The following is a 13,930-nucleotide window of genomic DNA, read 5'->3' as shown; positions in this document are numbered from 1 at the left end:
AGCTTTCTATCTCGACGCTTTATCTCCCTCCCAAGCAGATAACTCTTCGCGGTGCTCTTGATAAATGCGGTCCATTAGGTAGCTGTCGGGTTCGGTGACTAAGTATATACCGGTGCCTCGTTCCCTGGCAAACGGGTTGGCCACTTCTCCTACTTTCCGCAACGCTCGGCAGTGTGGTGCCACGCCTTCGGGTTCATTGTCTTCCACCAGCAGCAAGTAGCGCCAGGATTGCGCGGGCCGCGGCGGAAACCAGAACAGGTAGGAGCCGTTGAAGCTGTGCGCCGGCGGCAGTGAGCGGTGGCGGTTGAAATAGTTGATGGCGCCGGCTTGGCCGTAATTATCGCACTTGATGAGCGTGTTGGCGCGGACCAGCGCGGGCAAGCCTTGGTAGGTGTGCCACACTTGGTCGGCTAGCTCCTGCCAGCCTAACATGTCGGCGTAGTCCTGGGGCAGCACGTGGTCAATGCCATCCTCCCAGCGCAGCAGGCCGAGGCCCTTGTACTTCTCGCCCACGACGCGCATGTGGGCCGGCGGGTAGAGCGTGAATATGAAAGGCACTAGCGGCAGCATCACCAGCACGGGCAGCGCCAGCAGCATGGGCCGTGCCACCCGCGCCCACCGAAACCGCGCCAGCCCGCGTTCCAACCATACTGCCCCGAAACTGAATAACACCGGATAGTAGCCCAGCGCGTAATAGCTTTTGCCGTGCAGCCCAGTCAGAATGAGCATGCCGGCCAAGTAGAGCCAGCCCACGGCCCGGTACGGCCGAAACGGGCGGTAGAAGAGTAGCGCCAATAGCCCCGACGTCCACACCCACAACACCGGAAAGCACATCAGCAGCTGATCTTTCCAGAAATCCGCCACCCCCACGTGCACCAGCTGCGAATCTTTGAGCAAGGCCATGTGGTGCAGAAACGGAATGCCGTGCGCCAGTTGCCACAGCAGGTTCGGGAGCCAGAGCAGCAACGCCAGCCCGGCCGCGCCCCATAAGTGGCGGCTGACCAGCAAGCGCCGTTGGGGCGTGAGCAGCAGCCCAGCCAGTAGCGCCGCCGCGTAGAAAAATGTAGTGTACTTGTTGAGCAAGCTCAGGCCCATCAGGGCACCCAGGCCGTAGAGGTAGCGCGCCTGGTTCGTCTGGATATAGCGTACCAGCGCGTAGCTGCCCGCCGTAAAAGCCAGCACCTCGAAGGAGTTGGGCTGAAACAGAAAATTGAGCCGCGCATACCCCGCCACCATGTACCCGAGGCTGGCCAGCGCCACCGCCCAGCTTCGGCCGCCGAGCTTGCGTATCAGCTGCCCCACCACCCACACCGTGAGGCTACCCCAGAGGATAGGCCAGAATTTCACCCAGAACCAGTCGCCACCCAGCGCCAGCGTGAGCCAGCTTTGCAGGGCCGTGAGCGGCGGGACTTCCAAGTAGCCCCAGGCCAAGTGCTGACCGTAATTGAGGTAGAGGTATTCGTCGCGGTGCAGCTCGTAGGCGCGGCTGGCCAACACGTAGCTGCTGATGAATTTGAGCAGCGCGAACCACAGCGGCAGGAAACGGGAAGGCTTCATGCCTCAATATAGTAGCTGCCGGATGTGCCGGCCTAGCTGTCCAACCAAAATTGACTTCTGAGTGGCAAGATCATAGGTGTGAGGTATAAGAGCAGGCCTTACGCACAGCGGCTTATTGGAAGCCCCGGAGGGGCGCCGGATCGGTAGCATAGTCAAATCAGAAAAAAAGTCAAGCCCCGGAGGGGCGACACATGCACAATCGGGTGTCGCCCCGATGGGGCTTGGGTCTTCACCACCAACGTTTTACTACCAATCTGCCGCCCCTACGGGGCTAAAGCAAACATGCATATAAGGCCTTAAGAAGTACTGCATTCGTAGCATGGAAACAAGCTGCTTGTGCTTCCGAGTGGCGCGAAGAGTCTGAATGTCAAACGAAAAGACCTCTTCGCAGTACACACTCTGGCGCTACAAAACTGCTACAAATGCTCCGGCAGCCGGATTTTGCGCAGATACTCGTGCAGGCCACCGGAGTGCTGGAAGAGGTGGATAAAGAGAATATGGTCTTCATCGTGCACGCGCCATTCCTCGGCGTAAAAGTCGCCGAGCGCGTAGAGCCGGAGCGCGAAACTGTCTTCACGCCGCTCGGCCAGGAAATGGCCTTCGCGCCGCAGACAGTCGGCCTGCTGGCCCATGGGAAGCTTTTTGAAGACAATTAAATTCATGCGCACTTTAGGGTATGCAAAGCGCTGCAACGAAGCATCGCCATTTCTGGATTCCAGCAGGCTTATAATGGGGCTAGAAAAAGTCTGATTTCTATCGACAGCAAAAGAACATCTGCTGAAAGCAGGCCCTTCCTCAATTCAGGAAGAAAACCCAATCAACTCGTCGAAAAAGCGGCTAAGCAGGGCCGGAAAGTAAGATGAATGTCATGACCTTCTCTGCTTCGGCTCCCACATTCCACTAGTTTCTCAGGTAATATTTCAACGCTTAGAAAGTCTGATAACGCCCGTTTTTGGCCGCTGGACAACGCCGTAATTTACTCAGTTTTATGGAGCCTACGCAACCCAGTAGCTTCTCCTATGCCGACCTCTAATTTCTTCGCCCGCATCGAACAAACCCTCCGCGCCCGTCCCGAACAGGTGTGCTTGGTGTGGCCGGGCGCGGAGGGGCAGTCGGCCGTGGCGCACACGGGCGCAACAGTGCTGGAGCACGTGCGCCAGATCCAGCTGCGGCTGCGGGCCCAGGGCCTGCTGATGGGACATTCGGTGTGGTTGTTACTGCCGGTAGGGCCGCCGTTGGTGGCGGCGCTGCTGGCCGTTATGGCGCTCGGCGCCGTGCCCATGCTCCCTCCAGCCGGTATTTCGGGGCTGGAGTTGCTGCGCCTGATGCGGGGCAGCGGCGGGCGCGTGCTGGCCCCCGACCAGCCGTGGCTGCGGCGCTGCCTGGCGCAACTGGCCGGGCTGCAATTATTATCCCTGACTAAAGGCGATGCCCCCGCAACGGAGCCGCTGGTGGTGCAGCCCGTGACGTCGGAGCTGCCGGCCCTGGTATCGCACAGTTCCGGCTCTACGGGGCGGCCCAAAGCCATTCGGCGAGACCATGCCGTGTTGCGGGCGCAGCACGAGGCCTTACGCGCCGCTTTCCCGCCCTGGCCCGGCCAGCGCGATTTCCCGCTGTTTCCCAACATCATTCTGCACAATCTGGCTGTGGGCGCCATTAGCATCTTGCCCGCCGTACCAGCCGGCCGCTTGGCCCAACTCGATATGGCACGCATCGTGGCGCAGCTGCAAGCCGACAGAGTGGAAACGCTGACTGGCAACGTGTTTTATTTTCAGCGGCTGCTTGATCATCTTCGCTGGCAGCCCGCCAGTTTTCCGGCCGTGTGGGCCGTGGGCGTGGGCGGCTCACCGGTACCCGAAAAGCTGTTGCACGCCCTGCGCGCCAGCTTTCCGCGGGCGGCCGTGTTTGTTGTTTACGGTTCTTCGGAAGCCGAGCCCATCGCCATCCGGGAAGTCACCGCCGCGCCCCTCGATGCTCGTCTGGGGTACGTAGTAGGCCACCTGCGGCCGGAGCTGGAATGCCGCTTGGGTGGGCAACTCACGCCGCTGCAATTGCCAAACGGCTCCACCGAAGCGGGCGAAATCCTGGTTCGGGGTGCTCATGTAGCCGCTGCGCCCGGCGAATGGCTCGCCACCGGCGACATCGGCTACTTCGACGCGCAAGGCAGCCTGGTGCTGACGGCGCGGCGCGGCAACGACACCGCCCACAACGGCGTGCAGCACTACCAATTAGAGCATCTGTTGCACCAGCTGCCCGGCGTGGCGCGGGCGGCGGCCAAGTCTACGGCCAAAGGTTTTATGGTGTACGTGCAAGGGGCCGTACAACCTAGCACCGTGTGGCGGGCTCTTCAAGATGCCTTCCCGCGGCTGCCCATCCTGGGCGTGCACCACCGGCACGAGTTGCCCGTCGATGCCCGCCACCTTTCCAAGATTCTCTACCACCGCCTCTCCTGATTCCTACTCCACTCCTATGCAATCCGAATTCAACAACGTCGCCCTGGACCGCATTCGCTATGCTCTGGTGTGGGAATCGGCCGGTACGCTGGCTGCCGCGCTAGACGTGCAGCCCACCGATGAGGTGCTGGTGATTAGCTCGGCGGGCTGCAACGTGCTCAACACCTTGCTGCTCGGGCCGCGCCACGTTACGGCCATCGACCTGAACCCGGTGCAGAACCAGCTGCTGCGCTTCAAGTGTCACCTCATTGAGCACCACGCCCCCGCGGTGCTGCGCGCCCTGCTAGGTCTCGACGGGCCGGGAGCCGTGCAGGCCACGTGGCAGGACCTAGAGCCCAGCTTGCCCGCTGATTTACGCGCCTACTGGGCATCATTTTTTGAAAATCACCCCGCTGGCCTGCTCACCGCCGGCCGGCTGGAAAGCTACGTTACCGGGTTTCTACCCACGCTGCCCGCAACGCTGCAACATCATCTGCGCCAATTGCTGCACCAGCCATCCTTAGCCGAGCAGTACCGCTACTTCCTGGCGCACCTGCACGGCACGGCGTTTCAGCAGCAGTTCTTGACGTATTTCAACGACGCCAACCTGAGCTGCGGCCGCGCCCCCGAACTGTTTCGGTACGCGGCGCAGGATGGGGCCGAAGCTTTTTACGCCCGTCTATGCCACCAGCTGGCTACGGAGCTGGTACGTGACAATTTCTTCTTCCGCTTCTTCTTTTACGGGCCCGAGAATCTGCCCGAATCCGTGCTGCCGCCCTGCTACCAGCGACAGAATTTCTGGCAGCTGCGCGCCCGCCTGGGCCGTCTTACGCTAACAACGGGTGAGGCTACGGAATACCTGCTGAGCGAGGCTGGCCGGCACATCACCAAAGCCAGTCTGTCCAACATTTTCGAGTACGTGAGTACGCTGGAATTTGAGCGGGTGAGTGAGGCGCTATTCGCCAACGGCCGGCCGCTGCGGGTGGTATTTTGGAATCTGCTGCAAACTCAGGCAATCAATAGCACCAGCGCCGTTCCGCTGGCCGCCACCCGCTCGGAGCAGGTTTTCGAGCGGCCGGGCGGCTGCTTCTACTTCCATAGCGCGCGGGTGCTGGACGTCGAGTTGAAAGCCGACGAATACTATCGGCATCCGCACATGCTCCCGATGGTCGCGCATCTGTGATACCAGAAGCTAGCCGTAGCGCAAGGCTCTGGCGGCGCTTTGGTCAGGGTACGGCAGCAACGATGCGCGAAGCTGCCGCTTCGCGCTACTTCTTCACTCTACTTTTTCATCCCCATGCTGCTCGCCGACTATTGCCATCCTGATTTTTTGGAGCAGATGATGCGCCGCCACGCGCCACAGCAAGACATTCGGGTGCTGGAGGTACGGCCATTGCCGGTGGATACTTCGGCTAGCATTCTGGCAGTGCTTACGGCCGGCCAAAGCCAATGCCCGGTAGGGCACGCGGGGCTGGAAGTGACGTTTACGGAAGCAGATAGTCCGCCCCAGACGCGGCGCATGGTGCTGAAGGTGAAGCCCCCTGGCGCGGAGGTATCGGCTATGCTGAACGGGCTGGCGCAAGCCTGCGGCGGCGAGCTAGCGGCGCTTTATCCCACCTACGCCACCCGCACCGGCTTCCACGACACGCACCACCGGGAGCTGGAACTCTACCAGCAGCAACACGCCCTAATGCCCCGTATCTGGGGCCTGCACCGCCACAACGAGCGGGCCGAGTACGCCATTCTGATGGAGTATTTGGAAGAAGTGGAGCTGCTGAACTCCGTGCTCCAGCCCCAGCAGTGGACTGATGCCCACTTACGCGCCGCCCTCGACCAGCTAGCAGCCTGGCACGCCCTCCACCTACAACCCGCTGGCGCCACAGTACCCGCCCACTGGCCCAATTATCCATCGCAAGAATATATGCAGACGATGGCGCCGCTGTGGCAAACGCTACTGCACCATGCGGCTCAGCAATTTCCGGCACTGTACAGTCCGGCCCGCGTGGCGCTGTTGGAAGAAGCCATAATGCACATTCCAGCGTACTGGGCCGAGTTGGCCGCGCAGCCGCACACGCTGGTCCACAACGACCTGAACCCGCGCAACACCTGCTTCCGCCGCCTTCCCAACGGTGAATTGCAATTTCGCGCCTACGATTGGGAGCTGGCTACCTACCACGTGCCAGCCTACGATGTAATAGAGCTGCTGGCCTTCGTCCTGGATGCGGACCGTTACGACCAACGCCTCCTCTACCTCGACTACTACCGCCAGTGCCTGCACGCCCGCACCGGCCTCTTCCCCGATGCCGCGCATTTCCGCCGCGTAGCGGGCCTGGCTGCCCTGGATTTTGGCCTGCATCGCCTAGGTATGTACATGATGGCCCACGCCGTGAGCCCCTACCCCTATCTGCCCCGCGTAGTCCACAGCTATTTCGACACTCTAACGCAGTTGCAGCCAGCTCAAACGTGGCGCGGACTTCAGTCCGCAGCCCCAACCCAAAGCCAGCCCACCGCTCACATGGTGTAGTGAGGCCAGCAGCTACTCAACAAAAAGCCCCTTAGCTGCACGAACCGGAGTTCGGCGTAGCTAAGGGGCTTTTCGTTGAGTAGTTGATTGAAAGTAAATGGAGGCAGCTTGTTTGATGAAAGATGTATGCGTAGCCTCTCACCTAAGTTCTAAATCCTTGGTTGCCGCCAGGAAGTGGGAGCTGCGGACTGAAGCCCGCGCTACAGGTCTTGGCCGCACAAGGCGTAATGGGCGGTTTCGGTGGGCAGGCCGTCGCTGAAACGCAGGGAGTAGTTGCCGCTCCGCATCAGGCAGAACAGCACTTCTTCGTAATGCTCCCGGAAGTGCATCATGCCGTAAGCGCCGAGGTAAGACATGAGCCCACGCTGCCGAAAATCGGGGTGGACGCCGACGGTCTTGGCTAGTAGCACCCGGTGCGGCAGCAGCGGGTAGTCGCGCTCAAACACGGGCGGCTGCTGGGCGGGCAGGTTCAGCGGCTGGTAGTTGGGATGGCAGAGACTTAGCGCCGCCAGCCGCCCCGTGGCCCGGTCCCGAAACAGCACCGACGTGTGCGGGCACAGCCGTTGCGCGTACTCGCGGTTGTAGAGTCGCTGGAACTGCTCCACCGGCACGGCCCGGTAGCCGGGGTTGGCGCTGAAAATGGCGTTTACCAGCTCGAAAATCTCCGCTTCATTCGCTTCCCAGGCCGCTGGCGTCAGCGGAATAAAATCGTAGGGAATGCTCTCCAGCTCCGCCAGCAACTGCCGCTTATCGGTGTACACGTCGGGTACTACCTCGGCCCGAATGAGGCGGCTTTCGAAGGTGAGAATGGGCGCGAATTCCAGCCGGGCCAGCAGCGCCGGATAGTACGACGGATTCACCGGCTCCCGGTCGAACTGTCCCCACACCGGCGTTTTTCCCAGTCGTACCCGGTAAGACTGAAACGTGTTGAAATTGACCGGACCATGCAGCCGGCGGTAGCCCCGGCGGCGGGCTTCCTCCCGGAGTTCCGCGAAGGCTGCTTCGTTGAGGTCCCCATCGTTGAGGGTTTCCCAGAAGCCAAAATAAGCCGTTTCGGGCTGGTCGTGGGGGAAAATGCCGACTAGCCGCAGGGTGGCGTATTCGTCGGTGTAGAGGGTGAGGTCGTTGCGGGTGGACTCCTGCGCAAACAACTCTTCCAGCAGGGCGGCATCCTCTTCGGGCCGATGGCGCTGGCCGGCGTACACCTGCTCGGGCACGGCGTGAAACCAAGCCGGCAGCTTCCCGGTGTACGGGTGGCGGCTAATCATGGTGGTCAGGGTCATGGGTGTCATTGTTTTCATACGCAAGAAGGTTGATGAGGCCCGTGGCACCGTCCATGTTGATGCGGGAGCCGCTTTGCAGACGCTGGGTGAGGCCGGGCACGTTGATGATAGTAGGAATGCCCAGCTCTCGTAGTACGATGACGGAGTGGGAAAGTGAGGAGCCTCGCTCAATAATGATGCCCCGACAAGCGGGAAAGAGCGTAGCCCAGCCAGGATCGGTGCGCAAGGCGCATACTATTTTGCCGGCCACGTTTAAGTTGTCGTCGGGGCTCGTTACTACCAGCACCTCGCCGCGCACCTGGCCGGGGTAGCAGCCAGTGCCTCGGAGCGGCTGCGTTGGGTCGGGCACGTCGAGAGTTTCGGCGAGGAAAGGCGGCGCGGGCACCGTTACGCGGCCGGGCACCGTCTGCTGGGCATAGGCGGCAAACTCCTGCTGCCGCTCGCGCACCAGCTTTTGCCAATTGGTAGCATCCGTCGAAGTCAGGGCGCTGGCTATTTCAGTTTCGGTCAGATAAAACACCTCCCGCGCCGCCGTCAGCTGGCCGGCGGCCGTTAGCCGGGCGCCCAGCGTCTCATACAGCGCCCGATACATGCCAAAGAGCCGCGTACGCTCCAGCCGCAACGACTCGCGGTGGCGGATGGCCTGTTGCAGCTGCCGCAGGCTCCGCGCCAGCCGCTTCCGCTGCCACCGAGTTTGTCCGTGCAGCAGCTCAGCCAGCTCTTGCTGGGCCTGGTGCTGGTGCGGCACGGCCGCCGTGGAGAGCGAAGGCAGCTTGTCGGCGGCGAGATAGTTCCGCAGGTAGGTGTAGAACAGCGCCGGACGAGTGCGCATGGTCTGCGTTTCGAGCTTCAATTCCCCTACCGTCCGGTCGCCATAGGCTTCGATAAACTCCTCCACTTGCTGGGCAAACGTTGGGGCTAGAGCCCGGGCCTGTTCGGTTATATCAGCCGGCAAAGCCAGAATAAGCTCCCGCAGCCCCGGTTGTGCGGAAACCTGCGCGGCCAGGGCCAGCATGCGGCGCGTGGGCTGGGTGCTGGCCAGGTCCTGGTCGGTGGCGAGGTAGCGGCGCAGCAGCGCCTCGGGCTCGGCGGCCCCGGCCTGGCGCAAGCGGCGCACGGCGCGGCCGTTGGTCATCATCACGTAGAAATCGTTGATGATGGGCGTGGTCCAGCGACCTAGCAGTTCGGCATCGAGGCGGCCTTTTTCAGCCAGTAGCTCCGCCGCGCTGAGCTGCTGGAGCGGCAAGGCGTAAAAGTGCCGGTAATGCTGGGTGAAGCGGCGGTGAAAGGCGGCCACGTCCCGGTCGAGGCGGGCGAAGGCAGCCAGCAGGCGGGCCAGGTTCAGGGCCAGGCGCGGCAGCAGACGCAGCTTCTCCAGCCAGGTTTTCTGCTGGCTTTGCACGAAATCGACGGGCTCTTCCAGGCCCATCATGCGCTCCATGTCGGCTTTGTTCTGTCGAAAAGATGGCAGCAGTTGCAGGCCCCGGTACCAGTTGTTGATGTTGTAATAGATGCGCCCCTGCACCAGCCCCAGCAGCTGCGTCACGGTAGTTTCGTGGGCCGCGATGGTGCGGGCGGGCAGCCCCAGAGCGCGCATGGTTTGGCGGTACACGGTGGCGTAGGCGCGTTGCGCAAAGCTGAACGTAAGGGGCGTCGTGACGCCGCAGTAGCTCTCCTGAATGTTAGCGTTGTCGTAGACTACTACCTCTGGAATGGCCTGCGTGATGGGCCGCGCCTGCACCACCCACAATTGCCCCTTATCGAAGACGAACTCCACATCTTGCGGCCCGCCCAGCGCTTGTTCCAGCCGGCCGCCCACGGCGTGCAGCTCGGCCAACTGCGCCGCCGAAAGGCACGGCTGAGTGTCGTCAGGGGCTATATCCGCCCACGCCAGCCCGCCCGCCGACGTGGCTTCCAACGCCTGCTTCTGCGCCGCTAGCTGCTGAACCCGCAGCGTGCTGGTGGCTTTGGTGAGGTAGAATTCATCGGGAGCCACGGCGCCGCTTACCAGAGCTTCTCCGAAGCCACGTACAGCGTGCACGGCCATATCCGGCGGGTAGTCGGGAAACGTGGTGAACAGTACCCCGCTCACCACTGCCTGCACCTGGCGCTGCACTAGCACGGCGGGGCGGGCGGCCAGCGGCAGGCCCAGTTGCTGGCGGTAGGCCAAAGCCCGCTCCGAATAGGCGCTGGCGGCGCAGTCTGCTACCGCCGCCAACACGGCGGCGGGCGTGGTTAGGTTCAGAAACGAATCCATGAGGCCGGCAAAGGCGGCGTGCCGCCCATCCTCGTCCGCCACCGAGGAGCGCACCACCATCGGCTGCCCCGGAAAGCCCCAGGCATGCAGCGCGCGGAATAGTGCAGCCTCATCGGCCGCAGCTAGCTTGACCGTCGACAGCCGTTGGCGGCGCGCATCAAGGCCGGGCTCGTCGGTGGATAAACCGGCCAGTACAGCATCGAAGGTTTCGGCGGGAATGACGACGAAATCTGGCACGGGCACCCCCGCCGCGCGGAGCCGGTAGAGGCCCGCGGCTTTGCCTCCGATGGTGGCTTTTGCGGATGGGTTGGATACGATGCTCATGTGCTTACCGTAGTCCTAGCTCCAACACAATGGACAAATAACTCAGCAGCAGCTCCAGCGACACTAACAATTCGGCCACCTTCAGGGGCCGGGTACGGGGCAGACGCAGGCAAACGGCGTAGGTGCCAACGGCCAATAGATACAACCCACCCAGCAGCACCAGCGGCCAAGAACGCGCGGCCAGTTCCTGCAACAGCCGGGCCTGCACCAGCACGCCAGCCAGCAGCACGACTAGCGCCGCCGCAATGGCGCCCCGCAGCCCTAGCGTGCGGGAATAAGAATCTACCCCCACCCGCTCCGCTTCGGGGGCTTTGATTTTGCGGGCTATTTCAAAGGCCAGTCCGCCGAGCAGGCTCAGCAGTCCTAAGAGAACCAGCGCTGGCCTAAAGTTTGGCCCGGCGTAGGCCGTCCAGAGCCAGAAAATGACCAGCGGCATGACAAGCAAATGCGTGAAAGCGTAGAGCACCAGCCGGGCCCGCAGCCAGTTGGGCACGAAAAACTCGTAACGCATCAGCAGGCTATAGGCCACGGCCAGGGCCCAGGCTGCTAGTACAGGAAAGCCTTGCCATGCCGACCAACCCGCTTCCAACGCCAGGCCAAGCCAAGCCAGCCGCTGCAGCTGCCCCAGCGTCACGCGCCCCGATTGCAGCACACGCTGCGGGAAATGCTCTAAGTCAGTGGCGTAGTCCTTGATTTCATCGAATACGCGCAGCCGAAAAAAGAAGGAAATAGTAGCCAGAATGCCCACCACTTCACCGGGCCCGAAAGCAGCTCCACCGGCCGGCACCGCGGCATGAGCTACAGCATACACGGTCAGGAACACAATGGCAAACAGCCCCATGTTGACGAGCGGAAACCGTTCCTGACTGTAGGCAGCTAAGGCGCGTAGCGTAGAAGAAGCCATGTGGGGAAAGGGTGAGTGGAGTTGGTCAAGCAGACACGGAACGCGGCCGAAAAACCACTTTGCAACAATACTGATGGAAGGCCTACAATGATGCTAGCTGTTCATAAAGTGGCCGAAAAGTCGAAGTCTGAAATATTGCAGAGTGTTATACTTTATAACTTTTTTGTAATCAAACCTTTACTTATAAATATAGATATGGTTTAGCCACCAAATATTTCAAGATAAAAGTCCTTTATTCACAACTTATTCTCTTAAAGCCAACCTGAAAGTCGGTTCCTTCGGGGCAGTTTACTACTCACGTGGCACAAGCTACGGGCCGCGCCGTTCGTGCTTCGCCGGAGCTTCGTTCCTTGCTGCCGCTGGGGTCCGGCTTGGGAGCTTGAGGACCGCGCCGCCTACATTGCCCCATATGTCTGGCTACATCATAGATCTCCTATACCGATTACGCCACTGGTTTCTGGCGGGCTTGCTGGTGCTATGCGGACTGCTGTGGCCGGGCGTGCGGGCGGCGCTTTCCATCGACAATAGTCTGGCGGCTTGGTTTCTGGAAGGCGACCCGGCTCTGCGCGCCTACCACGATTTTCAGCGCCGCTTCGGCAACGACGAAGTAGTGATAGTAGTGGTGCACGACGACGCGACGCTTCTAACGCCAACTTACTTCCGACGGCTGCGGTCCTTGAGCCAGGCGTTGGAGACGTTGCCGGCCGTGGCCAGCGTGCTGGGTCCGAGCAATGCTACCGTACCCCGGCGCGGCACCTTAGGCTGGGAAGCCCGGCCCGTACTGCCGCCGGGTGCCACGGCCGCGCAGGTCCGCGCGCAGCTTGCCGCGCAGCCCCTGTTGCGGGAGCAGCTGTTCAGTCCCGATTTCCGAACGGCGCGGTTCCTGGTAGTGCTCCGCCGCCATCCAAGCTTCGACGCGCAGCGCGGCCCTATTCTCGCCCAGGTACAGCAAGCCGTAGCGCGGCACATTCCCGTCGGGCACGCGCACCTAGGGGGCGTGGGTGTGGTATACGCCGGCCTTAACCAACTTTCCGAGCACGATTTCGGCCTGTTTCTGGGGCTCGGCTACGTGCTGATGTTTGCGGCCTTCGTGCTGCTGTATCGCAACGCGCTGCTGTTGCTGTACGTGCTAGGCATCGTGGGGCTGGCTACCTACCTCACGCTGGGCGTGTACGGCGCGCTGGGTCACCGCCTCAACCTGATGACTATTCTGCTGCCCATGCTGCTGATTTTGCTCGGCATCATGGACGCCATGCACGTCGTGAACGAGCGCAATTTGCTGGCGGAGCCGGGCATGTCGACACGGGATAGTGCGCTGGCGGCGCTGCGGCACACTTTTTCGCCCTGTCTGGCCACGATGCTGACCACGGCGGCGGGCTTTCTGGCGCTTACGACGAGCCCCATGACCATTCTGCGCGACTTCGGCCTGTACGCGGCGCTGGGCATTGGGCTTTGTTTCGTGCTCACGTTTGCGTTAGGCGTGCTCGTGCTGCCCCACGCGCGGCCCCGGCCCCGCGCCACCCGCGCTACCGGCCAGAGCCTGGCCCGGCTGTATACCTTTCTGTTGCGCCACAAGGACCGGTTCGCGCTGCTATCATTGGGGTTGGGACTGCTGGCGGCCGTGGGCCTGGGGCGGCTGCAAGCCGACACGTATACGCTAGGCTACTTCCCTAAGCAGCATTCCGTGGTGCTCGACCATCAGGCCATAGAAGCTACGTGGGGCCCCTACATGCCGCTGGAGCTGCTGGTAGAGCCGCGCGCCGGCCGCCCCCTCGACGACACGGCCGTGGTGCGCGCCGCCCTGGCTTTCACCGATTCGGTGCGGACGCTGCCGGGCGTGGGGCGGGTGTTTGGGTTTCAGACCGTATACGAAATGGCGCTGGAAACCCAGTTTCCGGGCCGGGGCCGCGCGGCCATGCACAGCCAGGGCAATCTGCGCCGCGTCAGTGAGCGGCTGCGTACCGACTACCCGGCGCTGTCCACCCAGTTTCTGCACGACAGCAGCCGGACGGGCCGCATCACGGTGTTGGGGCGAATGCTCTCGGCGCGGCAGCTTACGGCCAAGATGGACACGCTGCTGCGCATGGCCCGCCACACGCTGGGGCCGGTGGCGAGGGTGCGCCCGGCCGGCTACCAGCCGCTCTACGCGCGCATCACCGAGTACGTCACTACTTCCCAAACGCAAAGCCTGCTGTTGGCGGTGTTAGTGGTGTTTGGCTTGGTGTGGCTGTACGTGCGTAGTCTGCGGCTGGCTTTGCTGACGGTGGTGCCCAACCTGTTTCCGGTGCTGGTGCTGCTCGGCACCATGGGCTGGCTGCATATCTCCCTCGATACGGCCACGGCCAGTATTGCGGCGATGGTGCTGGGGCTGTGCGTCGATGATACGGTGCATTATATTCACCTCTACCGCCAGCAGCGGCAGGCCGGCCACTCTCCGGCCGCCGCGCGCCTGGGCACCATCACCCGCATCGGCCCCACCATTGTGCTCACTAGTCTCGTGCTGCTGGCCGGCTACGCCGTAATGGGCCTGGCTTCGCTCCAAACCGTGGCCTTGTTCGGCATCCTGACGGCCGTAGCACTGGCCGCGGCCCTCTATGGTGAAATCATCCTCTTCCCCTTGGTACTGGAGCGGTTCGACCGGGAATAGCG

At 62.2% G+C, this 13,930-nt stretch carries 9 protein-coding genes; 4 read left to right on the top strand and 5 right to left on the bottom strand.

Annotation, left to right across the window (positions count from 1 at the left end):
• Positions 1-6: 6 nt before the first annotated feature.
• Together ACYSMN_RS00265 and ACYSMN_RS00260 are read right to left on the bottom strand one after the other, a co-directional pair.
• On the bottom strand, positions 7-1,557 hold the full coding sequence (locus ACYSMN_RS00265; protein ID WP_488921819.1) for an ArnT family glycosyltransferase: 1,551 nt from the start codon (positions 1,555-1,557) through the stop codon (positions 7-9).
• Between the two features lie 416 nt (positions 1,558-1,973).
• Positions 1,974-2,219, bottom strand: a complete 246-nt coding sequence (locus ACYSMN_RS00260) for a hypothetical protein (RefSeq protein ID WP_488921818.1) — start codon at positions 2,217-2,219, stop codon at positions 1,974-1,976.
• A gap of 357 nt (positions 2,220-2,576) precedes the next feature.
• On the opposite strand from ACYSMN_RS00260, the gene ACYSMN_RS00255 reads away from it, so the two are divergent.
• From ACYSMN_RS00255 to ACYSMN_RS00245, 3 genes are all read left to right on the top strand, one after another.
• On the top strand, positions 2,577-4,010 hold the full coding sequence (locus tag ACYSMN_RS00255) for an AMP-binding protein (RefSeq protein ID WP_488921817.1): 1,434 nt from the start codon (positions 2,577-2,579) through the stop codon (positions 4,008-4,010).
• A gap of 16 nt (positions 4,011-4,026) precedes the next feature.
• A complete protein-coding gene (locus ACYSMN_RS00250) occupies positions 4,027-5,172 on the top strand; it encodes a DUF3419 family protein (protein ID WP_488921816.1) in 1,146 nt (381 codons plus the stop codon).
• A gap of 114 nt (positions 5,173-5,286) precedes the next feature.
• Complete coding sequence (locus ACYSMN_RS00245) at positions 5,287-6,513, top strand: aminoglycoside phosphotransferase family protein (RefSeq protein ID WP_488921815.1); 1,227 nt, start codon at positions 5,287-5,289, stop codon at positions 6,511-6,513.
• Positions 6,514-6,713: 200 nt separating this feature from the next.
• Here ACYSMN_RS00245 and ACYSMN_RS00240 read toward each other — a convergent pair whose 3' ends face one another.
• Genes ACYSMN_RS00240 through ACYSMN_RS00230 form a run of 3 tightly spaced genes read right to left on the bottom strand, consistent with a single transcriptional unit; the run spans position 6,714 to position 11,281 of the window.
• Complete coding sequence (locus ACYSMN_RS00240; protein ID WP_488921814.1) at positions 6,714-7,814, bottom strand: hypothetical protein; 1,101 nt, start codon at positions 7,812-7,814, stop codon at positions 6,714-6,716.
• A complete protein-coding gene (locus tag ACYSMN_RS00235; protein ID WP_488921813.1) occupies positions 7,774-10,377 on the bottom strand; it encodes a PEP/pyruvate-binding domain-containing protein in 2,604 nt (867 codons plus the stop codon). The genes ACYSMN_RS00240 and ACYSMN_RS00235 overlap by 41 nt, the downstream gene beginning before the upstream one ends.
• Before the next feature lie 4 nt (positions 10,378-10,381).
• Positions 10,382-11,281 (bottom strand): UbiA prenyltransferase family protein, encoded by a 900-nt coding sequence (locus tag ACYSMN_RS00230; RefSeq protein WP_488921812.1) that lies wholly within the window; start codon positions 11,279-11,281, stop codon positions 10,382-10,384.
• 409 nt (positions 11,282-11,690) lie between these two features.
• Here ACYSMN_RS00230 and ACYSMN_RS00225 point away from each other — a divergent pair, with 409 nt between their 5' ends.
• Positions 11,691-13,928 carry an efflux RND transporter permease subunit gene (locus ACYSMN_RS00225; protein ID WP_488921811.1) on the top strand — a complete coding sequence of 746 codons (2,238 nt, stop codon included), beginning with the start codon at positions 11,691-11,693 and terminating at the stop codon, positions 13,926-13,928.
• The last annotated feature ends 2 nt before the right edge of the window (positions 13,929-13,930 follow it).

The organism is Hymenobacter sp. M1-2 (assembly GCF_057808495.1).
The sequence above is the reverse complement of the archived record's forward strand: the minus strand, read 5'-3'. Positions and strand labels throughout refer to the sequence as shown.